The organism is Tessaracoccus lapidicaptus (assembly GCF_001693815.1).
In the GTDB taxonomy this organism is placed as follows: Bacteria; Actinomycetota; Actinomycetes; order Propionibacteriales; family Propionibacteriaceae; genus Arachnia; species Arachnia lapidicapta.
This window is the reverse complement of the sequence record NZ_MBQD01000026.1, coordinates 1-25,390: the sequence shown is the minus strand read 5'-3', so window position 1 is coordinate 25,390 and position 25,390 is coordinate 1. Positions and strand designations below refer to the sequence as shown.

The 25,390-nt window shown below is 71.3% G+C and carries 26 protein-coding genes and 4 tRNA genes; 24 read left to right on the top strand and 6 right to left on the bottom strand.

Annotated elements, in window-relative coordinates:
* Positions 1-92: 92 nt before the first annotated feature.
* From BCR15_RS12825 to mptB, 4 genes are read left to right on the top strand one after another with little or no spacing between them, the layout of a single operon-like run.
* On the top strand, positions 93-494 hold the full coding sequence (locus tag BCR15_RS12825; RefSeq protein ID WP_068752613.1) for an NADH-quinone oxidoreductase subunit B: 402 nt from the start codon (positions 93-95) through the stop codon (positions 492-494).
* Entirely contained in the window at positions 478-1,029 is a 552-nt protein-coding gene (locus BCR15_RS12820) for an NADH-quinone oxidoreductase subunit C (protein ID WP_078920166.1), read from the top strand. Before BCR15_RS12825 ends, BCR15_RS12820 begins: the two co-directional genes overlap by 17 nt.
* The gene (locus BCR15_RS12815) at positions 1,026-1,355 is read left to right on the top strand and encodes a 4Fe-4S binding protein (RefSeq protein WP_068752611.1); all 330 of its coding nucleotides are present in this window, start codon (positions 1,026-1,028) and stop codon (positions 1,353-1,355) included. The genes BCR15_RS12820 and BCR15_RS12815 overlap by 4 nt, the downstream gene beginning before the upstream one ends.
* Complete coding sequence (mptB, locus tag BCR15_RS12810; protein ID WP_141680139.1) at positions 1,348-2,826, top strand: polyprenol phosphomannose-dependent alpha 1,6 mannosyltransferase MptB; 1,479 nt, start codon at positions 1,348-1,350, stop codon at positions 2,824-2,826. Before BCR15_RS12815 ends, mptB begins: the two co-directional genes overlap by 8 nt.
* Here the strand turns inward: mptB and BCR15_RS12805 are convergent.
* Positions 2,816-3,712 (bottom strand): exodeoxyribonuclease III, encoded by an 897-nt coding sequence (locus BCR15_RS12805; RefSeq protein WP_068752610.1) that lies wholly within the window; start codon positions 3,710-3,712, stop codon positions 2,816-2,818. The two genes, mptB and BCR15_RS12805, sit on opposite strands and share 11 nt — an antisense overlap.
* Before the next feature lie 7 nt (positions 3,713-3,719).
* On the bottom strand, positions 3,720-4,211 hold the full coding sequence (locus tag BCR15_RS12800) for a YajQ family cyclic di-GMP-binding protein (protein WP_068752609.1): 492 nt from the start codon (positions 4,209-4,211) through the stop codon (positions 3,720-3,722).
* A 113-nt stretch (positions 4,212-4,324) separates the two neighbouring features.
* On the opposite strand from BCR15_RS12800, the gene BCR15_RS12795 reads away from it, so the two are divergent.
* From BCR15_RS12795 to BCR15_RS12760, 8 genes are all read left to right on the top strand, one after another.
* A tRNA-Tyr gene (locus BCR15_RS12795) sits at positions 4,325-4,406 on the top strand.
* Positions 4,407-4,470: 64 nt separating this feature from the next.
* Complete coding sequence (deoD, locus tag BCR15_RS12790) at positions 4,471-5,181, top strand: purine-nucleoside phosphorylase (protein WP_068752608.1); 711 nt, start codon at positions 4,471-4,473, stop codon at positions 5,179-5,181.
* An 88-nt stretch (positions 5,182-5,269) separates the two neighbouring features.
* A tRNA-Thr gene (locus tag BCR15_RS12785) sits at positions 5,270-5,342 on the top strand.
* Between the two features lie 34 nt (positions 5,343-5,376).
* Positions 5,377-5,452: transfer RNA gene (locus BCR15_RS12780), tRNA-Met, on the top strand.
* A gap of 49 nt (positions 5,453-5,501) precedes the next feature.
* On the top strand, positions 5,502-5,672 hold the full coding sequence (gene rpmG, locus BCR15_RS12775; protein WP_068752607.1) for a 50S ribosomal protein L33: 171 nt from the start codon (positions 5,502-5,504) through the stop codon (positions 5,670-5,672).
* 96 nt (positions 5,673-5,768) lie between these two features.
* A complete protein-coding gene (locus BCR15_RS12770; protein WP_068752606.1) occupies positions 5,769-6,185 on the top strand; it encodes an FAS1-like dehydratase domain-containing protein in 417 nt (138 codons plus the stop codon).
* A gap of 2 nt (positions 6,186-6,187) precedes the next feature.
* The gene (locus BCR15_RS12765) at positions 6,188-6,595 is read left to right on the top strand and encodes a MaoC/PaaZ C-terminal domain-containing protein (RefSeq protein WP_068752605.1); all 408 of its coding nucleotides are present in this window, start codon (positions 6,188-6,190) and stop codon (positions 6,593-6,595) included.
* Between the two features lie 7 nt (positions 6,596-6,602).
* Positions 6,603-7,670 (top strand): UDP-N-acetylmuramate dehydrogenase, encoded by a 1,068-nt coding sequence (locus BCR15_RS12760; RefSeq protein WP_228383492.1) that lies wholly within the window; start codon positions 6,603-6,605, stop codon positions 7,668-7,670.
* A gap of 7 nt (positions 7,671-7,677) precedes the next feature.
* Here BCR15_RS12760 and BCR15_RS12755 read toward each other — a convergent pair whose 3' ends face one another.
* Positions 7,678-8,853 (bottom strand): M20 metallopeptidase family protein, encoded by a 1,176-nt coding sequence (locus tag BCR15_RS12755; RefSeq protein WP_068752604.1) that lies wholly within the window; start codon positions 8,851-8,853, stop codon positions 7,678-7,680.
* A gap of 55 nt (positions 8,854-8,908) precedes the next feature.
* Here BCR15_RS12755 and BCR15_RS12750 point away from each other — a divergent pair, with 55 nt between their 5' ends.
* The 12 genes from BCR15_RS12750 (at position 8,909) to BCR15_RS12695 (ending at position 22,459) form a co-directional block, all read left to right on the top strand.
* Positions 8,909-10,699: an ABC transporter ATP-binding protein gene (locus BCR15_RS12750; protein ID WP_078920169.1), complete on the top strand. Its 1,791-nt coding sequence runs from the start codon at positions 8,909-8,911 to the stop codon at positions 10,697-10,699.
* Positions 10,696-12,522, top strand: a complete 1,827-nt coding sequence (locus BCR15_RS12745) for an ABC transporter ATP-binding protein (RefSeq protein ID WP_068752602.1) — start codon at positions 10,696-10,698, stop codon at positions 12,520-12,522. The genes BCR15_RS12750 and BCR15_RS12745 overlap by 4 nt, the downstream gene beginning before the upstream one ends.
* Positions 12,523-12,636: 114 nt before the next feature.
* A tRNA-Trp gene (locus BCR15_RS12740) sits at positions 12,637-12,709 on the top strand.
* Positions 12,710-12,801: 92 nt separating this feature from the next.
* Positions 12,802-13,239, top strand: a complete 438-nt coding sequence (secE, locus tag BCR15_RS14460; RefSeq protein ID WP_176715251.1) for a preprotein translocase subunit SecE — start codon at positions 12,802-12,804, stop codon at positions 13,237-13,239.
* Positions 13,236-14,036: a transcription termination/antitermination protein NusG gene (nusG, locus tag BCR15_RS12730; protein WP_068752601.1), complete on the top strand. Its 801-nt coding sequence runs from the start codon at positions 13,236-13,238 to the stop codon at positions 14,034-14,036. Before secE ends, nusG begins: the two co-directional genes overlap by 4 nt.
* Positions 14,037-14,093: 57 nt before the next feature.
* A complete protein-coding gene (rplK, locus tag BCR15_RS12725) occupies positions 14,094-14,522 on the top strand; it encodes a 50S ribosomal protein L11 (RefSeq protein WP_068752600.1) in 429 nt (142 codons plus the stop codon).
* An 89-nt stretch (positions 14,523-14,611) separates the two neighbouring features.
* The gene (rplA, locus tag BCR15_RS12720; protein ID WP_068752599.1) at positions 14,612-15,313 is read left to right on the top strand and encodes a 50S ribosomal protein L1; all 702 of its coding nucleotides are present in this window, start codon (positions 14,612-14,614) and stop codon (positions 15,311-15,313) included.
* 93 nt (positions 15,314-15,406) lie between these two features.
* Positions 15,407-16,162 (top strand): enoyl-CoA hydratase/isomerase family protein, encoded by a 756-nt coding sequence (locus BCR15_RS12715; protein WP_068752598.1) that lies wholly within the window; start codon positions 15,407-15,409, stop codon positions 16,160-16,162.
* 65 nt (positions 16,163-16,227) lie between these two features.
* Entirely contained in the window at positions 16,228-16,992 is a 765-nt protein-coding gene (locus BCR15_RS12710; protein ID WP_068752597.1) for a histidine phosphatase family protein, read from the top strand.
* The gene (locus tag BCR15_RS12705; protein ID WP_068752596.1) at positions 16,989-17,870 is read left to right on the top strand and encodes an ADP-dependent NAD(P)H-hydrate dehydratase; all 882 of its coding nucleotides are present in this window, start codon (positions 16,989-16,991) and stop codon (positions 17,868-17,870) included. The genes BCR15_RS12710 and BCR15_RS12705 overlap by 4 nt, the downstream gene beginning before the upstream one ends.
* A gap of 108 nt (positions 17,871-17,978) precedes the next feature.
* Entirely contained in the window at positions 17,979-19,130 is a 1,152-nt protein-coding gene (locus BCR15_RS12700; protein WP_068752595.1) for an endo-1,4-beta-xylanase, read from the top strand.
* A 14-nt stretch (positions 19,131-19,144) separates the two neighbouring features.
* On the top strand, positions 19,145-22,459 hold the full coding sequence (locus BCR15_RS12695; RefSeq protein ID WP_176715250.1) for an endo-1,4-beta-xylanase: 3,315 nt from the start codon (positions 19,145-19,147) through the stop codon (positions 22,457-22,459).
* A gap of 64 nt (positions 22,460-22,523) precedes the next feature.
* Here BCR15_RS12695 and BCR15_RS12690 read toward each other — a convergent pair whose 3' ends face one another.
* The 3 genes from BCR15_RS12690 to BCR15_RS12680 all read right to left on the bottom strand — a co-directional run bounded on the left by BCR15_RS12690 (position 22,524) and on the right by BCR15_RS12680 (position 25,149).
* Positions 22,524-23,276, bottom strand: a complete 753-nt coding sequence (locus BCR15_RS12690) for an amino acid ABC transporter ATP-binding protein (RefSeq protein WP_068752733.1) — start codon at positions 23,274-23,276, stop codon at positions 22,524-22,526.
* A 5-nt stretch (positions 23,277-23,281) separates the two neighbouring features.
* Positions 23,282-24,025, bottom strand: coding sequence for an amino acid ABC transporter permease (locus BCR15_RS12685; protein WP_228383493.1), 744 nt, complete (start codon positions 24,023-24,025; stop codon positions 23,282-23,284).
* Between the two features lie 215 nt (positions 24,026-24,240).
* Complete coding sequence (locus tag BCR15_RS12680; RefSeq protein ID WP_068752593.1) at positions 24,241-25,149, bottom strand: ABC transporter substrate-binding protein; 909 nt, start codon at positions 25,147-25,149, stop codon at positions 24,241-24,243.
* Positions 25,150-25,390 lie beyond the last annotated feature (241 nt).

The window sequence follows — 25,390 nt, the reverse complement described above, 5'->3', positions numbered from 1 at the left end:
AGGGGACGTCCCGCCATTCTAGGGTTCCGCCGGAAATCCCCACCGCTGCACGCTTGCGCTGACAGTGAACGAGCGGAAGTAGACTGCGGCCCATGCTCACCGCGCGGGACTGGTTCGACGACGGGCGCGTCTACGTCGTCGACGTGCCGTTGGCCTGCTGCGCGCTCGAGACGCAGGCCGCCGCGCAGGGCCGGCCGGCGGTGGAGCTGTCGGCCGTGCCGGCCGGGGCCACCGTCGTCGTCGCGTTGTCGGGAACCATCACGCACCCGGTGCTGCCGGCGATCCGGGCCGTGCTCGATGCGGTGCCGGCCCCCCGTCGGGTGGTCTCCTTCGGGGCGTGTGCCTGCGTCGGCGGGCCGTACTGGGACTCCTACTCGGTCGTGCCGGGGGCGGGGTCGCTCGTCGCGGTCGACCACGTCATCGCGGGCTGCCCGCCGCCGCCCGAGGCGTTGACCGGCTACCTGGAGGAGGTGCGCCGTGAGCTCCTCGACTGACCGGCAAGTGGAGGTGGTCGCCCCGGAACGGTGGCAGTCGCGGGTGGCGGAGCTGCGGGCCGCCGGCTTCGAGCTGCTCGTCACCCTCACCGCCGTCGATGAGGTGGGCCGCTCGGACCACATCCGGGTGCTGCTGCGCGTCGAGAACCCGGTCGACGGCGGACAGGCCCGCCTCGCCGTCCTGGTGCCGCGCGAGGCGCCCAGCCTCCCCGACGTCGCGGACGTCTACCCGGGCGCGGCGTGGCTGCAGCGCCAAGTGCACGACTTCTTCGGCGTCGAGTTCCTCGGCGGCGACAACCGCCCGCTCATCCACCACGGCGGGGGCGCGCCCATGCGCAAGGACGTGCTGCTGGAGCCGCGCCAGACCCGCCACTGGCCCGGGGCGCTGGAGCCGGGGGAGTCGACCCAGTCCCCGTCGCGCCGCAAGCTCGTCCCTCCGGGGGTCCCCGACCCTGCCGTGCTCACCGACCCCGCCGCCACGGCGGCCGATGTCGCGTTATCTGCCACCGGCGCGCGCGTCAGGAGGGCCCGATGACCGCCCCCCACGGCTCCATCGCGCTCATCGAGGAGCGCTGCACCTCGTGCATGATCTGCGCCCGCGAGTGCCCCACGTGGTGCATCACTCTCACCTCGCACATGGAACAGACCGTCCCCGCGCCCGGCGCGCGCCCGCGGACCCACAACGTCCTCGACACCTTCGAGATCGACTGGGCCCTGTGCATGTACTGCGGCGTCTGCATCGAACAGTGCCCGACGGAGGCGCTGGAGTGGGGCGGGGCGCACGTGCCCTCGGCGGACCGGCTGCAGGACCTCCTGCACGGCCGCGAGCAGCTGGCCCCGCGACAGGAGGGTGGTGCGTAGCCGCCTCGCGCAGGCGACCCGGGACCTCCGCCTGGCCGCGTCGACCCGCGCCGTGTGGTTCGGCTTCCTCGGCAGCCTCGGCATCCTCCTCGGCTCGCTCAGCCCCGCCTACCTGCCCCAGGCCTCTCCCGTGTGGGACGTGCTGCGCGCGTGGGGCATCGACGGCACCACGACGAAGATCCTCGGCACCGTCGCGACGCTGCTCGGCCTCGCCCTGCTGCTGGAGGCCTGGTTCCGGCTGCGTCCCGCCCGGCGCCGGGCCATGGGGCAGCCGCAGCTGCGGCACTGGGCGGTCCTGGCGATCGTCGCGGCGCCGTTGGCGTTCGGGCCGCCGATCTTCTCCCACGACGCGTACTCCTACGCGGCGCACGGCTGGCTCATCCACAACAACCTCAGCCCCTATCAGGTGGGCCCGGGCATCCTGCCCGGCTACTACGCCGACCAGGTCGCGTGGGTGTGGCGCGAGACGACGGCGCCCTACGGCCCGCTGTCGCTGTGGATGAGCCACGGCATCGTGATCCTGGCCGGCTTCGACCCGTTCCTCTCGGCGGTGCTCATGCGGGCCCCCGCCCTGGCCGGGGTGATCCTCATCGGCGCCCTGGTGCCGCGGATCGCGCGCCGAGTCGGCGTCGATCCGGCGGCCGCAAGCTGGTTCGCCGTCCTCAACCCCATCCTCATCATCGACTTCGTGGGCGGCGCCCACAACGACGCGAGCATGGTGGGGCTCATGCTGCTCGGCATCTGGGTGGCCATGGCGCGGGGGCGCTGGTGGCTCGGCGCGCTCGTCGTCGGGGCGGCGGCGGCCATCAAGCAGCCAGCCTTCATGGCGGCGGTGGCGCTGCCGTTCCTCGTCACCCCGTGGACGTCGTGGCGGCCGCGGCCGCTCGCCTGGGCGGCGCTCAAGGCGCTGGCCTCCCTGGCGCTCTCCGTGGGGGTATTCGCCGCGATCTCGGTCGTCTCCGGGATGGGGTTCGGCTGGATCAACGCGGTCAACGTGCCCGGCATGGCCGAGACAGTGTCGCCGTTCACCCTCATCGGCCATCTGTTCCAGTTCCCGGCCTCGGCCCTCGGCTGGGACCCGAGCGGCCGCGCCGTGATCACCGTCAGCCGGGCCGTCGGGGCCGTCGTCGGCGTGGTGGGGATCGCGGTGCTGGCGTGGCGGCATCTCGGCCGGCGCCCGCTCACGTTCCTCGCCTACGGCTTCCTGTGGTTCGCGCTCACGGCTCCGGCGCTGCACTCCTGGTACCTGCTGTGGGGGGCGGTCCTGCTGCCGATGGCGCACCCGTCGTCGAAGACGCTGCGCTTCGCCATCGTCGTGACGGTGGTGCTGCTCGGGTTCGCCGCGATGACCTTCGGGCTGCGCAACGGGCCATGGATGCTCGTGCTCATCCTGTTCGGCGCCGTGTACTGGATCATGCACACCCACGAGCTCAGCCAGCCCATGGACGAGCCGCGGCCGCTCAGCGTCTGAGGGCCGCCGTGTCGTAGTCCGCGACGACGGGGGAGTGGTCGCTGATCCGGTCCTCGTAGCTCGCCTCCCGGCCGACCCAGGCCGCCGTCGCGCTCCGGGCCAGGGCCGCGGAGGCGAGGTGGTAGTCGATGCGCCAGCCGGCGTCGTTGGTCCACGCCTGTCCGCGCCACGACCACCACGTGTAGGGGCCGTCGGCTTCCGGATGGAGCCGGCGCATGACGTCGACGAGGCTCCGGGCGCCCAGGATGGAGCCGAACCACTCGCGCTCCTCGGGGAGGAAGCCCTCGGAGCGCTGGTTGGTCCGCCAGTTGCGCAGGTCCTGGCGGGTGTGCGCGATGTTGAAGTCGCCCATGACGAGGAACTCGCGGCCCTCCGCCGCCGCCTCGCGCCGCGACGCCGTCAGCAGGCGGGCGAAGCCGCGCATGAATCGCATCTTGCGCAGGTACTTCTCCTCCGAGCCCTCCTCGTGTGGCCACGCGGCCCCCTTGGGCAGGTACAGCGACGCCACCCGCACCGGCGCGTCCGCGAGGTCGACCTCCAGGTAGCGGCCCTCGGTGGCGAAGCGCGCCAGGTCGCGGTTGACGATCCGCTCGGCCGGGACCGCCTCGGGGACGAGACCAGGGCCGAACTGGTAGGCCGTGCCGTCCAGGGCGCGCACCCGGGCCGGCTTCACCCGGGTCAGCACCGCGACCCCGTTGCGGCCGGGGAGGAGCCCCGTGTCCAGGGTCACGTGATAGTCGGCGAAGGCCTCCAACGGCAGGTCGTCGACGCGGCAGCGCACCTCCTGCAGCGCCACGACGTCGGCCCCAGTCTCGTCCCAGTAGCGGCGGAACCCGCGCCGCAGCGCCGCCCGGATGCCGTTGACGTTATGTGTGCCGATCCGCATCCCGGCATCAGCGGTAGTTGACGAACTGGACGGCGAAGTCGTAGTCCGCCTCCTTGATCATCCGCTGCGCCTCCTGTAGGTCGTCGCGGCTCTTCGAGGAGATCCGCAGCTCCTCGCCCTGGATCTGGCACTTGACGCCCTTGGGCCCCTCGTCGCGCAGCAGCTTGGAGATCTTCTTGGCGTCCTCCTGCTTGATGCCCTGCTTCGTGGTCGCGGTGATCTTCCACAGCTTGCCGGACACGCGCGGCTCGCCGGCCTCCAGCGCTTTGAGGCTGACGCCGCGCCGCACCAGCTTCGACTGGAAGACGTCGAGGATCGCCTTGACCCGCTCCTCGGACACCGCCTCCATCTCGATCGACTCGCCGGACCAGGCGATCCTGGCGTCGGTGTTCTTGAAGTCGAAGCGCTGGCCGACCTCCTTGACGGCCTGGTTGAGGGCGTTGTCGACCTCCTGACGGTCGACCTTGCTGACGACGTCGAACGAGCTGTCTGCGGCCATGGGGCGCCTCCTTGGGGTCATGTGGTGGACCTCGCCATTGTGCCAGCAGGGGGCGCGTTGGCGCTGCGGGCGAGCCGCTGCTATGCTCGTGCGTCGCCGGGACAGCCCGGCTTGGCAGGTTGCCCGAGTGGCCAAAGGGAGCGGTCTGTAAAACCGTCGGCGTAGCCTACGTTGGTTCAAATCCAACACCTGCCACTGAGGCCCCGAACCGGATTGGTGCGGGGCCTCAGTCATTTCTGCCGACAGAGAGGGGCCGACGATGGCCACCCCGCACATCGCCTGTGAGCCGGGGGACATCGCCCCGCTCGTCATCATGCCCGGTGACCCGAGGCGCGCCGAACGCATCGCGAAGACCCGGATGGCCGACGTCCGGCTGGTGTCCGACGTCCGCGGCATCGCCGCCTGGACCGGCACGGTCGACGGCGTCCCCATGACCGTCATGGCGTCGGGCATGGGAGTGCCGTCGCTGTCGATCTACGCCACGGAGCTCTACTCGCAGTACGGCGTGCGCCGCATCTGCCGGGTCGGCACGTGCGGCGGGATCTCCTCCGACGTCGCCGTCCGCGACGTCATCGTCGCCGCGGCCGCCCACACGAACTCGGCGGTAGCGACCATCGACGTGCCCGGGGTGTCGCTGTCCCTGGCCGCGTCCTACGACATGCTGCGCGGCGCCGTCGAGTTCGCCAGGGCCGAGGACCGCACCGTCCATGTGGGCGCCGTCTACACCAGCGACTTCTTCTACTCCGCGCGCACCGACATCATCCCGGCGCTGGACCGGCTCGGCACCCTGGGCGTCGAGATGGAGGCGGCCGGGCTCTACGCGTGCGCGATGGCCAACCGGGCCGAGGCGCTCGCCGTCCTCACGGTCTCCGACCACCTCAAGGACGGCTCGGCGGACCTGACGGCCGACGAGCGCGAGACCCTGTTCGAGGGCGCCCTCGAGGTCGCGATCGCCGCGCTCAAGGGCTGACCGGGCGCCGCGCGACCGGCCCTCCAGGGCGCCGTCGGGGCGGATTTGTCGAGCCCGTCGCGGTCCGTGTATGGTTGGTCGTCGGCTGGCCCCTATAGCTCAGTAGGCAGAGCGTCTCCATGGTAAGGAGAAGGTCTGCGGTTCGATTCCGCATGGGGGCTCGGTTCCCTCCTGCACCACCAGGGGGGAACTCCTGACGGGGTAGCTCAGTCGGTAGAGCAAGCGGCTCATAATCGCTGTGTCGCGGGTTCAAGTCCCGCCCTCGTCACCAAAGCCCTCGCCCGAGCGCTCCGTGCGCAAGCTAGCTAAGGAATGTGAACATGGCCAAGAAGGCTCAGGACGTACGTCCGAAGATCACGCTCGCCTGCACCGAGTGCAAGGAGCGCAACTACATCACCAAGAAGAACCGCCGCAACGATCCCGATCGTCTCGAGCTCAAGAAGTTCTGCCCGCGCTGCCGCACCCACCGCGCGCACCGCGAGACCCGCTGAGCCGCGGCCACCAGCTGCCGGAACCGGCCGTGCCCCCTGGGGCCGGCCGGTTCTGTCGTTCCCGGGCCAGGGGCGCCCAGGGGTAGCCTTACCCCCATGCCCATCTCCGCCGAGCACGTCGGCCGCCGGTATCCCGCGGCCCCGCCCTACGTGGTGAGCCGCGCCAAGATCGCCGAGTTCGCCGCCGCGCTCCTCGACGACAACGCCGCCTACCGCGGCGACCACCCCGTCGCGCCCCCGACGTTCGCCGCCGTCATCGCGGCCCAGGCCTGGTCCGCGCTGTTCGACGACGACGAGTTGGGCCTGGCGCTGAACCGCACCATGCACACGGACCAGACCTTCACGTTCCACCGGCCGCTGCGCCCCGGGGACCACGTCGTGGCCGAGCTGAGCATCGAGAAGGTGCGGGCCCGCGGCAGCCTCGACATGATCACGGTGCTGGTCGACCTCACCGTCGACGGCGAGGCCGTCTGCGAGGCCCGCTCCACCCTCATGCACACCCGGGAGGACTGACCATGTCGCACGTCTCCGTCGGACAGCAGCTCCCCGAGGTGCGGGTCCGCGTCACCCGATCGACGGTCGTCCGGTACTCGGGCGCGTCCACCGACTTCAACGAGATCCACTTCTCGGACCGGCACGCGCGGGCCATCGGCCTGCCCGGCGTCGTGGCCCACGGCATGTGGACCATGGGCGCGGGGCTGCGGGTGGTCACCGACTGGGTCGGCGACCCCGCGCGCGTCGTCAGCTACTTCGTCCGCTTCACCCGCCCCGTCGTCGTGCCGGACACCGACGAGGGCACCGAGGTCGTCTACACGGGCTCGGTCACCGCGGTCGCGGACGGGATCGCCACGGTCGCCCTGACCGCCACGTGCGGCGACGACGCCGTCCTGGGGGCGGCGCGGGTCGAGGTCCGCGTTGACTGAGTGCCGGATCGACCGCCTGTCGGTGGCCACGCCCGCGCCGGAGGTCGCCCGCTCGTCGCGGCTCGCGGACCACACGACGCTGCGCGTGGGCGGTCCGGCCCGCCGCTTCGAGGTCGCCACGACCGAACGCGACCTCATCGACGTCGTGTCCGACTGTGACGCCCGCGGCGAGCCGGTGCTCGTGCTCGGCGGCGGCTCCAACCTCCTGGTGGCCGACGAGGGCTTCCCCGGCACCGTCGTCCGGGTCGCCACGACGGGGCTCGACGCGGATGTCTCCACGTGCGGCGGCGCCGCGGTGCGGGTCGCTGCGGGGGAGACGTGGGACGACGTCGTCGCCCACGCGGTGACGCAGGAATGGAGCGGCGTCGAGATGCTCTCCGGGATCCCGGGCAGCGTGGGCGCCACGCCCATCCAGAACGTCGGCGCGTACGGCTCGGACGTGTCGCGGACGGTCACGTCCGTGCGGACCTGGGACCGGGTGGCCGGCGCGCAGCGCACGTTCGCCGCGTCCGACTGCGGCTTCGGCTACCGGACGTCGCGGTTCAAGCGCGAGCCCGGCCGTTACGTGGTCCTCGAGGTCGGCTTCCAGTTCCCCCTGGGGTCGTTGGGGCAGCCGATCGCGTATCCCGAACTGGCCGCTCACCTGGGCACGGACGTGGGTCGGCGCGTCCCGGCGGCCGACGTGCGCGCCGCGGTGCTGGCCATCCGCCGCGCCAAAGGCATGGTCCTCGACGACGCCGACCACGACACCTGGAGCGCCGGCTCGTTCTTCACCAACCCTGTGCTGACCCCTGAGGAGGCCGAGCGCCTCCCGGTGGAGGCCCCGCGGTTCTCCGCCGAGGGCGGCACCGTCAAGACCAGCGCCGCGTGGCTCATCCAGCACGCCGGGTTCGCCAAGGGCCACGGCACCGCGCGCGCCGCCCTGTCGACCAAGCACGTTCTGGCGCTCACCAACCGGGGCGACGCCACCGCGGCGGACCTGGTGGCACTGGCCCGCGAGGTGCGCGACGGCGTGGAGGCACGCTTCGGCATCCGGCTGGTCCCCGAGGTCAACCTCGTCGGCGCCAGTCTTTGACGGCGCCTCAGCCCTGGGCCAGGACGGACTCCGCGGCCGCGACATAGCCCGCCGCGAAGGCGTGGGCGGCCAGCCGGAGGGCCTCGCGGCCGGGCAGGAACGCGCCGTGGTGCAGGCCGATTCCGTCCACCCGGCCGGTCCCGACGAACGACATCACCGACGCCGTCGCCAGGCCGTACTCACCGAAGTCGTCGGAGCCGCACGACCGGAAGGGGCTCTCCGCCACGGTGACGCCGGAGCCGGTCAGCAGGGCGTCCAGGCGCCGCACCAGGCCGGGGTCGTTGACCAGCGCGGGGCCACCGTGGATGAAGCGGACCGTCGCCGCGGCGCCCCGGCCCAGGGCGATCGACTCCGCCGTCCTGGCCACCGCCTCGTGCAGGAGGTCGCGGTCGGCGTCGGAGAACGTGCGCAGCGTGCCGCGGCAGCGTGCCTCGTCGGCGATGATGTTGGGCGCCGTGCCGCCCGAGATCTGTCCCACCGAGACGACGGTGGCGTGCGTGGGGTCGATGATGCGGCTCGGCAGCGCCGCGACGGCGGTGACGATGTCGGCCAGGGCGAGGATGGGGTCGATGGCCACGTGCGGGTAGGCGCCGTGCCCGGGCCGGCCGCGCACGATGATCTCGAACTCGTCGAAGGCCGCGTTGACGGCCCCCGCGCCGGTCGAGACGACGCCGCGCTCGACGCCCGGCTGCACGTGGACCCCAATCATGGCCTCGACCTCCTGGTCGTCCAGGAGACCCGAGGCCACGACGTCGCCGGCGCCCGACGGGCTGACCTCCTCGCGCGGCTGCAGGATCGGCACGAGTCCCACCGGGAGCTCGAGGTCCCGGGCCGCGGCCAGGACCGCCCACAGTGCGCCCAGGTGCACGTCGTGCCCGCAGGCGTGCATGATGCCGGGGCGCCGCGACGCCCATTCGATGCCGGTGACCTCCGTGACGGGCAGCGCATCGAGCTCGGCGCGGAGCCCCACGGCGGGCCCGGTCGGACCGAGCCGGGCCCAGGCGCCGCTGTGCGCGACGGGGGACCAGCGCAGCCACTCCGTGGACCGCTCGAACGCGTCGCGAGTGGGCTCCTCCTCGCCGCTGAGGTGCGGCTCCGCGTGGATCGCGCGGCGCAGCGCCGCCGCGTCGGGCAGGGCGCGGTCGATGCCTTCGAGCAGGGCGCTGAGCAGGGCCGACGTCATGACCAGCCAGTCTAAGCGGTTCGACCCGGTCCGGAGGCCGGAGTAGCCTGTCCGGGTGCCCGGACCCCCCAGCCACAGTGTGCTCGCCCCCTCCCCTCGGCGCTCCAGCCTCGTCCGGCTGCTGCCCTACCTGCGCCCCTACTGGCGGCAGTTCACGCTGGCCCTCGTGCTGGCGCCCATCGGCGTCGCCATGGCGGTGCTCATCCCGCTGTTGCTGGGGCGCATAGTCGACGGGCCCATCGCGGAGCGTGACGCCGGGGGAGTGGCGCTGTTCGCGCTGCTCATCCTGCTGGCGGGCGCCGTCGACGCCGCCATCAACCTGCTGCGCCGCTGGATGATGACGCGGGCCACGTCCGCCCTCGAGGCGGACATCCGGCTCGACCTGTTCGACCAGCTCCAGGCGCTGCCGCTCGGGTTCCACAAGCGGTGGGAGTCCGGCCAGCTGCTGTCGCGCATCATGAGCGACCTGGGCCTGCTGCGGCGGTTCATGTCGTTCGGGCTGCTCATGCTCATCATGAACACCATCCAGATCGTCGTGGTCGTGTCGATCATGGTGGCGATGCACTGGCAGCTCGGTGTCTCCGTGCTGGTCGCGGTGATCCCGGTGGTGGCGGTGACGACCTATCTCGTGCGCCGCTTCGGGATCGTCTCCCGCGACGTGCAGGACCGCACCGGGGACGTCGCGTCCACGGCGGAGGAGGCGCTCCACGGCGTGCGGGTCATCCGCTCGTTCGGTCGCGTGCCCCACGCGTTCCGCGCCTTCGACCGCCGGGCCATGGACCTGCGCGACTCCGGCGTGCAGCGGATGCGGCTCGCGGCGGTGCTGTGGACGCTGCTGGAGGCGTTCCCGTCGGCGCTGCTCGTCGTGGTCCTCGGTGGTGCGGCCGTGGCGGCCGCCGACGGGCTCCTCACGCTGGGCCAGGTCGTCTCCTTCGTCACACTGCTGCTGTCGCTCGCCTGGCCCGTCGGCTCGCTGGGGTTCCTCCTGAGCTTCATGCGCGAGGCGCAGACGGCCGCCGACCGCGTGTGCGAGGTGTTCGACGCGCCGCTGGCGGTCGTGTCGGGCACGAAGCGGATCGACGACCCCCGCGGCGCCGTGAGCCTGCGGGGAGTCAGCTTCCGCTTCGACGACGCCGCGACCCCGACGCTGACCGACGTCACCCTCGACATCGCCCCGGGCGAGACCGTCGCCCTCGTGGGCGGCACGGGGTCCGGCAAGTCCACCATCGTGTCGCTGATCCCCCGGCTGCAGGACGTGACCGGCGGCGCCGTCCTCATCGACGGGGTGGACGTGCGCGACCTCGATCTCCGGCAGCTGCGCTCCCTCGTCGCGACGGCGTTCGAGGACCCGATCCTGTTCTCGATGTCCGCGCGGGAGAACCTCACCCTCGGCCGGCCCGAGGCGACCGACGAGGACGTCGCCGACGCGCTGCGAGTGGCATCGGCGGAGTTCGTCTACGACCTCCCGTGGGGCCTCGACACCCGCCTGGGCGAGCAGGGCCTCAGCCTCTCCGGCGGCCAGCGGCAGCGCCTGGCGCTGGCGCGCGCCATCCTCGTCCGCCCGCGGATCCTCGTCCTCGACGACACCCTCAGCGCGCTGGACATCCACACCGAGGCGGAGGTCGAGGCGGCGCTGAAGTCCACCCTCGTCGGCGTCACGGGCCTCGTGGTGGCCCACCGTGCGTCGACGGTGCTGCTCGCCGACCGCGTCGCCATGCTCGTCGAGGGGCGCATCGCCCACGTCGGGACGCACCAGGAGCTGCTGGCCACGGTCCCGGAATACCGCGAGCTGCTGTCGGCGGACTACAGCATCGAACCCGAACTGGCCGAGGAGGCAGCGCGTTGAGCGACCAGCAGGACACCGCCCTCGAGGACTGGCGGGGCGTCAAGCAGGAGATCACGGAGGAGACCGACTCCACCGTCGGCCTGCGGCCCGCCAGCCGCCGGCTCCTTGCCGAGCTGGTGCGCCCCTACCACCGCTGGGGCATGGTCCTCATCGTCGTCGTCGTGCTCGAGTCGCTGGCGCGGCTGGCGATCCCCGTGCTCGTGCAGCGCGTGCTCGACGACGGCATCCCGGCCCTCACCGGTGGCGACGCGACAACCCTGGTCACGCTCCTCGGCGTGATGGTGGCGGCGATCACCGTGCAGGTCGCCGGCCGCGCGTTCTTCCTGCGCCGTTCCGGGATCATCGGCAACGACCTCCTCCTGACGTTGCGGCGCCGCTTGTACCGTCAGTTCCAGCGGCTCAGCGTGCGCTTCCACGACCGCTACACCTCCGGGCGGGCGGTGTCGCGCATGACCAGCGACGTGGAGGCGGTGCAGGAGCTGGTGCTCCAGGGCCTCGACGTCGTCGTCGCCGCGCTGCTGACCATCGTCGGGTCGACGATCATCCTGCTGCTGCTCGACTGGCGGCTCGCGCTCGTGGCCTTCGCGACGTATCCGCTGCTGTGGCTGCTGATGCGGTGGTTCGCCGGCGCCTCGACCCGCGCGTTCCGGCACGTCCGCACGCTGTCGGCCATCGTCATCGTGCAGTTCATCGAGACTATGACCGGCATCAAGGCCGTGCAGGCGTTCCGCCGCGAGCCCCGGTCCCGCGACATCTACGAGGGCGTGGCGCTGCAGTACCGCGACGCCAACACCACCGCCCTGCGCGTGTTCGCGCGGGCCATGCCCGGCATCCAGTTCGTGGGGCATCTGGGCATCGTCGTGGTCGTCACCGCGGGCGGGTTCATGGCACTGTCGGGTGAACTCACGGTCGGCACGCTGGCCGCGTTCGTGTTGTACGTGCGCATGTTCTTCGACCCGATGCAGGACATCGGGCAGTTCATCTCGTCGCTGCAGTCGGCGCTGACCGCGCTCGAGAAGGTGGCCAGCGTCATGGACGAGGAGCCGGACGTCCGGGACCCCGAGCAGCCGGTGCCGCTGCCCGCGGCGCGTGGCGAGGTGACCTTCGACGGCGTCGCGTTCGAGTACGTGCCCGACACCCCCGTCCTGCCCGGCCTGGACCTGCGGATCCCGGCCGGGCAGACCGTCGCCCTGGTGGGGACGACGGGGGCGGGCAAGACCACGATCGCCAAGCTGATCGCCCGCTTCTACGACCCGCAGGAGGGATCGGTCCGGCTCGACGGCGTGGACCTGCGCGACCTCGACGACGCGACCCTGCGGCGGCACGTGACGCTCCTGACGCAGGAGAACTTCATCTTCGCCGGCTCGATCGCGGACAACATCGCCTTCGGGCGCCCCGAGGCGTCGCGGGAGGAGGTCATCGCCGCCGCTCGCGCGGTGGGGGCGCATCCGTTCATCGACGCCATGCCCGCCGGCTACGACACCGACACCGGCAAGCGCGGGTCGCGGCTGTCGGCGGGCCAGCGGCAGCTGGTCGCCTTCGCGCGTGTGGTGCTGGCCGACCCCCGCGTCCTCATCCTGGACGAGGCCACCTCGTCGCTGGACGTGCCCACCGAGCGGGTGGTGCAGCGCGCGCTGTCGACGATCCTGGCGGACCGGACGGCGGTCATCATCGCCCACCGCCTGTCCACCGTCGAGATCGCGGACCGCGTCCTCGTGCTGCAACACGGCCGGGTCGTGGAGGACGGAAGGCCCGCGGATCTCGTGGCGGGGGAGGGTCGCTACGCGGACCTGCACCGCGCCTGGCTGGCCTCGCTGGCCTAGCCGCCAGTTCGCATCCTTGTCGGAAAGCGCCTATAGTTGCGGCTACCGGTACGCAGTTGCCAAGGTCGAAGCGCGCTCAAAACGCGTGTGGACCACGGTCGGTGGGTCCGGTGAAGGGTAGTAGCTCAACTGGCAGAGCAGCGGTCTCCAAAACCGCAGGTTGGGGGTTCGAGTCCCTCCTGCCCTGCTAGGTGGCCGTCACTTCCGGTCGCCTCGCACGCCTGCCACACCCCTGGTGTGGTGAGGCATTTTGTTTGTCGAGCGAAGGGAAGTTCTTCCGTGAGCGACAAGTCGCGCGACGCCGAGCCGGCTGACGCGGTCGCCTCTGACGAAGCCGTGGACCACCCGTCCGTGCCGGACGAGTCGGTGGACGCCGAGTTCGACACCACCCAGACCGAGCCCGACTCGGTCGAGGCCGGCGCCGTTGCGCCCATCACGCGCCGCACCGCCAAGGCCCCGGTCCGCAAGGGCGCCCCCACCCGCCGGCGCAGCGCCGCCCTCGCGGAGGACGAGGACCACTACCGCGCCCACAACCCGGCCGAGTTCGTGCGCCAGTCCGCGGGCGAGCTGAAGAAGGTCGTCTGGCCCACCTGGCCCCAGCTCGTGGTCATGTTCGGCGCCGTCCTCGTCTTCGTGCTCATCATGATCCTCATCGTGGGCCTGCTCGACCTCGGCTTCGGCTGGGCCCTTCTGCAACTCTTCGGGAGCAACGCATGACCGACTCTGAGAACAACGACATCGAATTCGAGATCGACCTGGGTTCCCTCGAGGAGTCCGCCTCCGACGACGTCGAGATCGACCTCGGCGACCTGGGCGAGGACGAGACCGACGCCGACGCCCCGGTGCTGCTGGCCGAGGAGGAGCCCGAGGCCGACGAGTCGGCCTCCGAGCAGGACGACGCCGTGGACGCGGCCCTGGCCGAGCTGCGCGCGGAGCTCGAGTCGAAGTACGGCGAGTGGTACGTCATCCACACGTACTCCGGCATGGAGAACCGCGTCAAGCAGAACGTGGACTCCCGCGCGCAGACCCTCAACATGGAGGACTACATCTTCGAGACGGTCGTCCCCACCGAGGAGGTCGTCGAGATCCGCAACAACGCGCGCAAGACGGTGACGCGCTGCGTGCTGCCCGGCTACGTGCTGGTGCGGATGGAGCTCACCGACGACTCGTGGAGCGTCGTGCGCCAGACCCCGTCGGTCACCGGCTTCGTCGGCCACGGGCAGCAGCCGGTGGCGCTCTCGGTCGACGAGGTCCTCAAGATGCTGACCCCGTCGGTCATCGCCAAGGTGAACCAGGCCCAGGCCGGCGCCGCGGCGGCGCGCCGCAAGAAGGTCGAGGTCGTGGACTTCGAAGTCGGCGACTCGGTCATGATCATCGATGGCCCGTTCACCGGCGTCCACGCGACGATCACCGAGCTCAACCCCAACACGCGGCGGCTCATCGCCCTGGTCGAGATCCTCGGTCGGGAGACCCCCGTCGATCTCGAGTTCAAGCAAGTCGAGAAGGTCGTCTAAGATAGTGCGTTGCGCCCGCACGCGGGCGTTTCCATCCAACAGGTAAAGGACCCATCCATGCCTCCCAAGAAGAAGGTCGCGGCCCTCGTCAAGGTCGCACTGAACGCAGGCTCCGCGACGCCTGCCCCGCCGGTCGGTACCGCCCTCGGCCCGCACGGCGTCAACATCATGGAGTTCGTCAAGGCGTACAACGCCGCGACGGAGTCCCAGCGCGGCAACGTCATCCCCGTCGAGATCACGATCTACGAGGACCGGACGTTCACCTTCATCACGAAGACACCGCCGGCAGCCGAGCTCATCAAGAAGGCCGCGGGCCTGCAGAGCGGCTCCGCGAACCCGCTGAAGACCAAGGTCGGCAAGCTGACCAAGGATCAGGTCCGCGAGATCGCCACGACCAAGCTGCCTGACCTCAACGCCAACGACGTCGAGGCCGCCATGAAGATCATCGAGGGCACCGCGCGCTCGATGGGCGTCACGGTCGACTGACCACACCGCACACACCTGGCAGGGGAGTGCTCCCCACACCAGACACTGGTGGACCGGCCCACGAGGCCGGCTAACACGAAGGAACCAGCATGAAGCACAGCAAGGCCTACCGCGGCGCCGCCGACCAGCGCGACGAGTCGCAGGCATACAGCCCCGAAGAGGCGCTCCGCCTCATCAAGGAGATGGCGTCGGCGAAGTTCGACGAGACCATCGACGTCGCCGTCCGTCTGGGCGTCGACCCCCGTAAGGCGGACCAGATGGTCCGTGGCACGGTCAACCTCCCCCACGGCACTGGCAAGACGGCACGGGTCCTCGTCTTCGCCGGTGGCGACAAGGCGGAGGCGGCCCGCGCCGCGGGCGCCGACGAGGTCGGCACCGATGAGCTGATCGAGAAGGTGGCCGGCGGCTACCTGGACTTCGACGCCGTCGTGGCCACCCCCGACCTCATGGGCAAGGTCGGCCGCCTCGGCCGTGTCCTCGGCCCGCGTGGCCTGATGCCGAACCCGAAGACCGGCACCGTGACGATGGATGTGGCGAAGGCCGTGTCCGACATCAAGGGCGGCAAGATCGAGTTCCGCGTCGACCGGCACGCCAACCTGCAGTTCATCATCGGCAAGGCGTCGTTCGGCGAGCAGCAGCTCACCGACAACTACTTCGCGGTGCTCGAGGAGATCCTGCGTCTCAAGCCGTCGGCCTCCAAGGGCCGGTACCTGCGCAAGATCGCGGTCTCGGCCACCATGAGCCCCAGCGTGCTCGTGGACGTCACCGTGACCAAGCCGGCCGAGGCCTGACAGCCCGGTTCATACCGTCCGACGGGGCGGGCACCTGCGGGTGCCCGCCCCGTCGTCGTTCCCGGCGCCCGCCGTCGGTGCGAGGATGGGAGCATGGCCACCGTCGCCCTCACCCGCCGCGGCACCACCGCGATCCTGACCCTCGACAACCCCGGCAAGCGCAACGCCATGACCGATCCGATGTGGCGGCAGATTCCCGCGTACCTGCGGAGCCTCGACGCCGAGCCCGAGGTGACCGCCGTGATCCTCACGGGCGCCGACGGGGTCTTCTGTGCCGGCTCGGACATCCACAGCCTCGACGAACTGCACCACGCGGAGGGGCCCGTCAACGCCGAACACGCGCTCGCCCGCAGCCCCAAGCCCGTCATCGCCGCGATCGAGGGCCCGTGCATCGGTGGAGGCCTGGAGCTGGCGGTGGCCTGCGACGTCCGCGTCGCCGGTGCGTCCGCCACCTTCTCCGTGCCGCCCGCGACGCTCGGCATCGTCTACCCCGTGTCGGCGACTCAGCGCATGATCCACCTGATGGGGCCCGCCGTGACGAAGGAGATGCTCTTCACCGCCGTCCGGCTCGACGCCCAGCGCGCCCTGCGCGTGGGGCTCGTCAACCGGGTCGTCGACGAGGGGAGCGCCCTCGACGAGGCCCTGGCCATGGCCGAGCGCATGGCCGCCCTCTCCCAGCTGACCCTGCGCGCGTCGAAGGAGATCGTCGACGCGCTGGTCGCGCACGACCTGGACGCCGAGTCCGCGATCTCCTGGGTGCAGCGCGCCAACGCCTCGCCCGACCTGGTGGAGGGCGTCGCCGCCTTCCGAGAGCGGCGGCCCCCACGCTTCACCTGGCGCCCCGAGTGAGCCCGACAGCGCCACGGCGCGCGTGCCCACCGCCTAGGGTGGTCCGATGACGAGAGGAGACGTCCATGAGCACGGTCGCCACGGGCAGTGACGCCACCGGTCCGCTCGAGCTGGTCCTGGTGCGGCATGCGGAGAGCCTGGGCAATGTCGCGGACCGGGAGGCGCTGGCCGCCAAGGCGCACCGCCTCGATCTGGCTGACAGCGACGAGCAGGTCGGCCTCTCGCCGGAGGGTGAGCGGCAGGCCGCCGCTCTCGGCGACCACGTAGCGGGGTTGGCGGACCACCGGCGGCCCACGGTGGTGGTCTCGTCGCCCTACCGGCGGGCCCGCGACACCGCGGCCTCCGCTTTGGCCGCCGTCGGGGTCGAGGTCCTGTTGGACGAGCGCGTGCGTGAGCGGGAGCTCGGCATCTTCGACGGCATGACGTGGTACGGCATCCAGGCCGAGCACCCGGGGGAGTCGGAGCGGCGTGCGCGGCTGGGCAAGTTCTACTACCGGCCGCCGGGCGGCGAGTCCTGGGCGGACGTGGTGCTGCGGGTGCGCAGCCTGCTGGTCGAACTGCAGGCGCGCTACGCCGGCGAGCGGGTCTGGGTGTTCAGCCACGAGGCGGTGATCCTCGCGTTCCGCTATGTGCTCGAGGGTCTCGACGCGGCGTCGGTGCTGGCCCTGCAGAAGTCGGAGCCGATCGCGAACTGCTCCATGACGCGCTACCGCGACCAGGACGGGGCGTTGCGCCTCGTGGCGCGCGACGACGTCAGCGGCATCCAGGGCGCCGCCGAAGTGACCCGCGAGCCCGCCCACACCGGGGAGGGGACGGGGGGCGCGGGATGAGCGCGGCCGACTCCGCGACCGTCGTCACGACGGCGGTGCTGCGGGACTGGCCCCTGCCGTCTCCGGAGGGCAACAAGGAGGCCCGCGGACGGGCCCTCCTCATCGGCGGAAGCGTGCCCAACCCCGGCGGCATGGTGCTGGCGGCCCGAGCCGCCATGCGGGCCGGGGCAGGCAAGACCCAACTCGTGGTCCCGGAGCCGGTGGCCGTGGCGATGGCCGTCGGTATGCCGGAGTCGCTCGTGCGTGGCGCCGCGTGCACGACGGCGGGCGATCTCACTCCGGTGGCGGCGGTCGCGGTCGGCGACTACGCACCGGAGGCGGACGCGGTGTTGGTCGGTCCCGGGATGCTCGACGTCGCCGCGGCGACGGGTCTGCTGGGCGCCGTCGCGGGACAGCTCCGTGGGACCGTCGTGCTCGACGCGCTGGCCATGGCCTGGCTGACGGAGGACCTCGATCGCGGCAGGTCGTTCGAATCGCTGATCCTCTCGCCGAACCTCCGGGAGCTCGCCCTGACCCTAGGGGAGGACGAGGACCGGGTGCGCGCCGACCAGGCGGGCGCCGTCCTGCGCCTCGCCGCCGCGACCGGGGCCGTCGTCAGCTCCGGGGCCGCCAGCACGTTTGTCGGGACCCCCGATGGTGACCTCTGGCGCAGCGACGAGGGCAACCCGGGCCTCGGCGTCGCGGGCTCCGGCGACGTGAAGGCGGGCATCACGGTCGGGCTCTGCGCGCGCGGCGCCCATCCGGCCCAGGCCGCGGTGTGGGCCGCCTATCTGCACGGCACGGTGGGCGGCCGGCTCGCGTCCCGGTTCGGACCGACCGGCTATCTCGCCGGTGAACTCCCCGCGGAGATCCCCCAAGCGTTGTTGGAGATCGGCTAACCGATAGTTCATAACCGCAACTAAACTTCACGAAACCCGTTGACACCCCTCTTTGCCTCGCTTACGGTGCGATTTGTTCGAAAGTCGAACAGAAAGAGGAGTAAGCCAATGTCGACTACTCGCGTCTTCCGCATGGCCGCGGCCGCGGTCGCCTGCACCGCCATCGCCGGCGGGCTGCTCGCCTCCCCGGCCTGCGCCGCCCCCGGGCAGGAGGTCACTTACGGCTCGACCCGCCAGGACACGCTCCGGGGCGAAGCGCCGCGCGACCTGCTCATCGGCACCGCCGTCGCCGGCGGCGGCCACCACGAGACCATGGACTACGACAACCCGTTCTACGCCAGCCCCGAGTACCGCACGGTCCTCGCCGGCGAGTTCAGCTCGGTCACACCCGAGAACCAGCTCAAGTGGGAGTTCGTCCACCCGGCCCAGGGCGAGTACAACTTCGGCCCCACCGACGACATCGTCGCCTTCGCCCGCGCCAACAAGCAGGAGGTCCGCGGACACACGCTGCTGTGGCACAGCCAGAACCCGCAGTGGCTCGAGCAGGGCGAGTTCACCGCCGACGAGCTCCGCGCGATCCTCAAGGACCACATCCAGACGGTCGTCGGCCGGTACCGGGGTCAGATCTACCAGTGGGATGTCGCCAACGAGATCTTCGACGGTCGGGGGAACCTCCGCACCACGGAGAACATCTGGATCCGCGAGCTGGGGCCCGGCATCATCGCCGACGCGTTCCGCTGGGCGCACGAGGCCGACCCCGAGGCGAAGCTGTTCTTCAACGACTACGGCGTCGAGGGCATCAACGCCAAGTCCACGGCGTACTACTCGCTCGCCCAGGACCTGCTGGCCGACGGCGTGCCGGTCCACGGCTTCTCGGCCCAGGCCCACTGGGACATGCGATGGGGGCTGCCGGGCGACATGACGGCCAACCTGCAGCGCTTCGACGACCTCGGCCTCGAGACCGCCATAACCGAACTGGACGTGCGGATGACGCTGCCGGAGGACGGACGTCCCACCGACGAGCAGCTCGCGCAGCAGGCGACCTACTACACCGAGACCCTGCAGGCGTGCCTGGACGTGGCCGGATGCAAGTCCTTCACGCTGTGGGGCTTCAACGACCAGTACTCGTGGGTCCCGGTGTTCTTCAGCGGGAGCGGCGCGGCCACCGTCATGTTCGAGGACTTCGAGACCAAGCCCGCCTACGACGCGCTGGTCCAGCAGCTCGAGGCCGCCACCCCCGGCACCTCGCCGCGCCGGTGACGGGGGCGATGGACATGACACGACGACATCTGGCCCGTCGGGGCCTCGCCACGGCCGCGGCAGCGGCGCTCCTGGGTGGGGCCGCGCTGCTGGCGCCCACGGCGTCCGCCGAGGAGACCGTCCTCAGCGTCGACTTCGTGAACGGCTCGTACGCCCCGCTGGTGCCCAGCGGCCTCACCGACGCCGACCTCGCGGTCGTCGACCTCGACGGGGGCAAGGCGCTGCGGGTCAGCAACCGCGCCGCCGACTTCCACGGCGTCCAGACGGCGCCGGGGACCCTGGCGCCGGGTGAGACCTACGCCTTCTCCGTCGACATCCGGCTCGCCGAGGGCGTCCCCGACGTCCAGGCCCGACTGGTCGGCTTCCCCAGCTACTCCTGGATCGGCAACACCACCGTCACCGACGAGGCCTGGACCACCATCGCCGGGTCGTGGACGGTGCCCGACACCGCCGGCGCCGACGAGGGCAAGGTCTACATCGGGACCGGCGACCTCGCAGGTGCCTACAGCTACTACGTCGACAACGTCCGGATCACCCGGGCCGGCGAGACCGGCGGCGGGGTCGGGGTCCCGACCCGCACGCCGCTCGCCCGGGCGCAGGGGGAGGGCGACGTCGTCGCGCTGACCTTCGACGACGGGCCGAACCCGGGGGAGACGGAGGCGCTGCTCGACGTGCTCGACGCCAACGGTGCGGTCGCGACGTTCTGCGTCATCGGCCAGAACGTGGCCACCGACGACGGGGCACGCATCCTGCGCGACATCGTGGACCGCGGGCACGCCCTGTGCAACCACTCCACGTCCTATGCCGACATGGGGTCCATGACGGAGGAACAGCTCCGCGCCGACATGACCGAGAACCTGCGCATCATCCGCGAGGCACTCGGCGATCCCGCCCACCCCGTCCCGTACTTCCGCGCCCCGAACGGGTCGTGGGGCACCGACGACCTGGTGGCGAGGGTCGCGGCCGACCTCGGGATGCAGCCCCTCGGCCTGGGCAACCTCATCTACGACTGGGACAACGCCCAGCAGGACGCCGACACGTTCGAGGCCAACCTGCGGGCCGCGATCCAGCCCGGGGCGGTCGTGCTCGCGCACGACGGCGGCGGCACCCGCGACGCGGTCGTGGAGGCGGTCCGGCGGGTCCTGCCGGACTACGCCGGCACCTGGCAGTTCACCCTGCCCATGGTGGGTGACGGCTCAACAGCGGAGCCCCTCACACCCATCCGCGACACCCTCGACGTGCCGGTCGGCGTCGCCATCGACCAGCGCGAGACGAGCGGCGCGGCGGCGGACCTCCTCACCACGCACTTCGACCAGATCACGCCCGAGAATCACATGAAGCCCGAGGCCTGGTACGACGCCGACCGCACCTTCCGGGCGGACCCTCAGGTGGGCATCCTCATGGACTTCGCCGTGGCCAACGACCTGCGCGTCTACGGCCACACGCTGGCGTGGCACAGCCAGACCCCGGCATGGTTCTTCACCGATGAGGCGGGGGCGCCGCTGACCACGAGCGAGGAGCACAAGCAGCTCCTGCGCGATCGGCTCAAGGCCCACATCGACGGCGTGGCCGAGCACCTCGCGGACGCCTACGGGCCGTTCGGGTCGGCTGGCAACCCCATCGTCGCCTGGGACGTCGTCAACGAGGTGGTCTCCGACGACCAGCAGGCCGACGGCCTGCGCCGCTCCGAGTGGTACCGCATCCTGGGCGCCGAGTTCATCGACCTGGCCTTCCGGTACGCCGACGCAGCCTTCAACGAGCGTCTCGCCGACCCGGGCGCGGACCGCCCCGTCGCGTTGTTCATCAACGACTACAACACGGAGCACGCCGGCAAGCAGGATAGGTACCGGCAGGTCATCGAGGGCCTCCTCGACCGCGGCGTCCCGATCGACGGGGTGGGCCACCAGTTCCACGTCAGCCTCGCGACCCCCGTCGCCTCGCTGGCCGCGGCCCTCGACCGCTTCGCGGACCTGCCCCTGACCCAGGTGGTGAGCGAGCTGGACGTCACCGTCGGCGGAACCGCCGACGACGCGCTCCTGATCGAGCAGGGCCACTACTACCGGGCGGCGTTCGACCTCTTCCGGGCGCGGGCGGACGAGCTGTTCTCCGTGACGGTCTGGGGCCTGACCGACGACCGCAGCTGGCTGACCGAGCAGTCCCCGCTCATCTTCGACGCCGGCCTGCAGCCCAAGCCCGCCTACTACGGCATCGTGGGCTCGGACGAGCTCGCCCCCATCGCCAAGCGCGGCGTGGTCTTCCGGGGAGAGATCACCGGCGGTGTGTCCGACCCGGCGTGGGGGGACCTTCCCCTCCGCGACATCGGCACGCTCGGGGGCTTCCAGGCCCGGTGGACCGAGTCCGGGATCACCACCTACGTGACGGCAGCGGGTGGCTACGACGAGATCCGGCTCACCGTCGGCGCTGAGTCCGTCAGTGTCACCCCGGCCACCGAGGGCGCCACGGCGACGGCGGCGCTGGTCACCGTGCCGGGCCAGTTCGGCGAGGGGCAGACCGTGGAGCTCGACGTCACGGTCGTCGCGGGCGGGCAGAGTGCGGAGTGGAACCCCAGCGACGGTCTCGGCGCCATGCGCCTGGTCGAGGAGCTGTCGGTCACCGACGCCGTTGCGGCGGCCGTGGCGCCGATGGTGGACGGCCTCGTCGACGCCGGCTGGGAGGCCGCGCAGTCGGTCGTGACCGACACCTATGTCCAGGGCGTCGAGGGGGCGGCGACGGCGAGCGTCCGCACCGCCTGGCACGGCACGAGCCTGTTCGTCCTGGCCGAGGTCACCGACCCGGTCGTGGACCTGACGGCGTCCAATCCCTGGGAGCAGGACTCCGTGGAGTTCTTCGTGGACTTGGGCAACGCCAAGGCGGGCTCCTACCGCTCCGGTGACATGCAGATCCGCGTCAACGCGGACAACGAGCTGTCCTTCGGCGCGGGGGATGAGGCGCTGCAGCGGGCCCGGGTGACGAGCGCGACGGCGCGGACGGAGACGGGCTACGTCGTCGAGGTGGCCATCGAGCTCGGCGACCTTTGGGGCGCCGGGACGGTGCACGGCTTCGACGTGCAGGTCAACGACGCCGCCGACGGCGTGCGGTCCGGGGTCGTGACCTGGGCCGACCCGACCGGCCTGGGCTACCAGAGCACGGAACGGTGGGGCGTGGTGCGCCTCGTGGCCGCCGAGTCGGTCACCGGGCCCGCCGGGTGTGCCGTCGGTCGCCCCGCCGACCAGGGCAGGCCCGACCATGCGGGACAGCCCGGCGGACGCCCGGACGCGCCGGGCCGGGTCGGCGTGACCGGTGCCGACTGCGTCCCACCCGGTCGCTGACGGGTCCATCGACGACGCCGGCCGCCCCTCGAGGAGGGACGGCCGGCGTTCGTGTCTGGTGAGGTCAGAGGACCTTGGCGAAGAAGTCCCGGGTCCGCTGCTGTTGCGGCGCGTCGATGACCTTGCCGGGCGTGCCCCGTTCGACGACGACCCCGTCGTCCATGAACACCACCTGGTCCGCGACCTCACGCGCGAACCCCACCTCGTGCGTGACGACGATCATCGTCATGCCGCTGGCGGCGAGCTCCTGCATGACGCCCAGCACCTCGCCGACGAGTTCTGGGTCGAGCGCCGAGGTGGGCTCGTCGAACAGCATCAGCTCGGGTTCCATGGCGAGCGCGCGCGCGATGGCGACGCGCTGCTGCTGCCCGCCCGACAGCTGCGCGGGGTAGTGGTCGGCCCGGTCGGAGAGCCCCACGCGGGCCAGCTGGTCGCGGGCGACGCGCTCGGCGTCCGCCCTCGGCACCCGCCGCACCTGGCGCGGCGCCTCCATGACGTTCTCCAGGGCCGTCATGTGCGGGAAGAGGTTGAAGCGCTGGAACACCATGCCGATCTTGGCCCGCTGCCGGGCGATCTCCTGGTCGTTCAGCCGGTGGAGCCGTCCGCCGACCTCGCGCAGCCCCATCAGCTCCCCGTCGACGAACATGCGGCCGGCGCTGATCTGCTCCAGCTCGTTGATGCATCGGATCAGCGTCGACTTCCCCGACCCCGAGGGGCCGAGGATGACGCAGACCTCCCCGCGCCCGACGGTGAGGTCCACGCCCTTGAGGACGTGGAGGTCACCGAAGAACTTGTGGACGCCTTTGGCCTGGACCATCGCCGTCACGGGGTCACCTCCAGGTTGGGGTCGGCGTGCACGGTCCCGGCCGCCAGGATCGCTTGCTGGCGCTTGGACATCCCCTTCGGGGGACGCCCCCCGCCGCCGGTGGTCTGGTCGGTGTCGAATCCGCGACCGTAGTAGGCCTCGAGATGGTGCTGCCCGACCATGAGGATGCTGGTGACGACCAGGTAGTAGATGGCGGCGACGATGAGCAGCGGAACGGGGAGGAAGTTCTTGTTACCGATGGCGTTGGTCACGAACGTCAGCTCCAGGCTGAACGGCACGGCGAGCACCAGCGACGTCGTCTTGAGCATGGAGATGGTCTCGTTGCCCGTGGGCGGCACGATGACCCGCATCGCCTGCGGGATCACGATGCGGCGCAGCGTCGTGCCGCGGCGCATGCCCAGGGCAGTGGCCGCCTCCCACTGGCCCTTGTCCACCGAGTTGAGCCCGGAGCGGACGATCTCGGATAGGTAGGCGCCCTCGTTGAGCCCCAGGCCCAGCACCGCCGCCACGCCGGCGTTGATGACGTCCTGCGTCGAGAACTCCAGCCATTCAGGGCCGAACGGGATCCCCAGGCTGAGGCGCGGGTAGAGGACCGGCAGCAGCCCCCAGAACACCAGCTGGGTGTAGACGGGGGTGCCGCGGAAGAACCAGATGTAGGCCCACGCGACGCCGCGCAGGATGGGGTTGGTGCCCATCCGCATGATGGCGGTGGTCACGGCCAGCGTGATCCCCAGCGCCATGGCCCCGACGGTGAGCAGGAGCGTCCAGCCGAGACCGGAGATGATCCGCGGATCGAGCAGGTGCTGCGCGACGACGTCCCAGCGATAGTTGGGGTTGGTCAGCAGGCCGTGCACGAGCATGGCCACCAGCACGAGGACGATGCCCGCCCAGAGCCACAGGCTGGGCCTGGGGACGGGGCGGGCGCGGATCAGCTCCGGCGTCGGCTGACGCATCATCAGGCCTGCGGGAACAGCTCGGCGGTCTCGAGGCCGGCCTCGGACACGCCCCAGCTGTCGAGGATCGCGGCCCACGTGCCGTCGTCCATGAGCTGCTGGACGGCCCGCTGGATCGCCTCGGCCAGCTCGGCGTCGTCCTGGGCGACGACGATGCCCTGCGGGGCGGCGTCGCGGACGCCGCCGACGACCTCGAGCTGGTCGTTGGTGAGGGCGACGGAGTAGGAGGCCACCGTCGAGTCGGCGTAGAAGGCCTTGACCTTGCCGCCGACGAGGTTCGTGGTGACGTCGGACTGCTTCGCGTAGGGGAGCACCTCGATGGGCTCCTCGCCGGCGTCGGTGCACTCGGCGGTGAACGCGGCGAGCTCCTCCTCCTGCCAGGTGCCCGTCTGCACGCCGATGGTCTCGCCGCACAGGCTCTCCGGATCGAAGCCCTCCGGGTTGCCCTTCTTCACGGCGAAGCTCGAGCCCACCGTGATGTAGGAGATCATCGTGTAGTTGGCGGTGCGCTCGTCGGTGATGGTGAACGATGAGATGCCGATGTCGTACTTCGACCCGATGCCGGGCAGCAGGGACGCGAACTCGCCGTCGACGACCTCGGTCTCCACGCCGAGCACCTTGCCGATCGCCTTGCCCAGGTCCACGTCGTAGCCGATGGCGGTGGTGAGGTCGTCGGCGCGGAACTCGGCCGGGGCGTAGTCGGTGGCCGCGCCGATGGTCAGCATGCCGTCGTCGGCGATCTCCTGCGGCAGGAGCGCGGCGATCTCGTCGACCTTCTCGACGCCCGAGACGTCGTAGGTGCGGTCGGTCGCGTCCGTGGCGCCCGACTCCGAGGGGGTGGTGGTCGACGGGGCGCTGCAGGCGCTCACGGCGAGGGTGGCCAGGAGGCCGGCGGCCAGGATGCGGCGCATGGGGGTCCTTCCGAGATCCAACTAAGTGTCAAGGTCTGACAGATTAATGCACCGGCCCCCGCCGCCCGCGATCGGGACCGTCGCGGGCCCCCGCCCGGTGCGGACCGCCCGCGATCCTGTTGCCTCATGTCAAGATGCCCGCTTGGTTTGAGTCGTTGACTCATCTGGGTTTGCCCGCTTCGGATCGCTGATCTTCCGGCGGGAGAGGTAGACGTGGTTGGTCTTGGCGCGGCGTTGGACG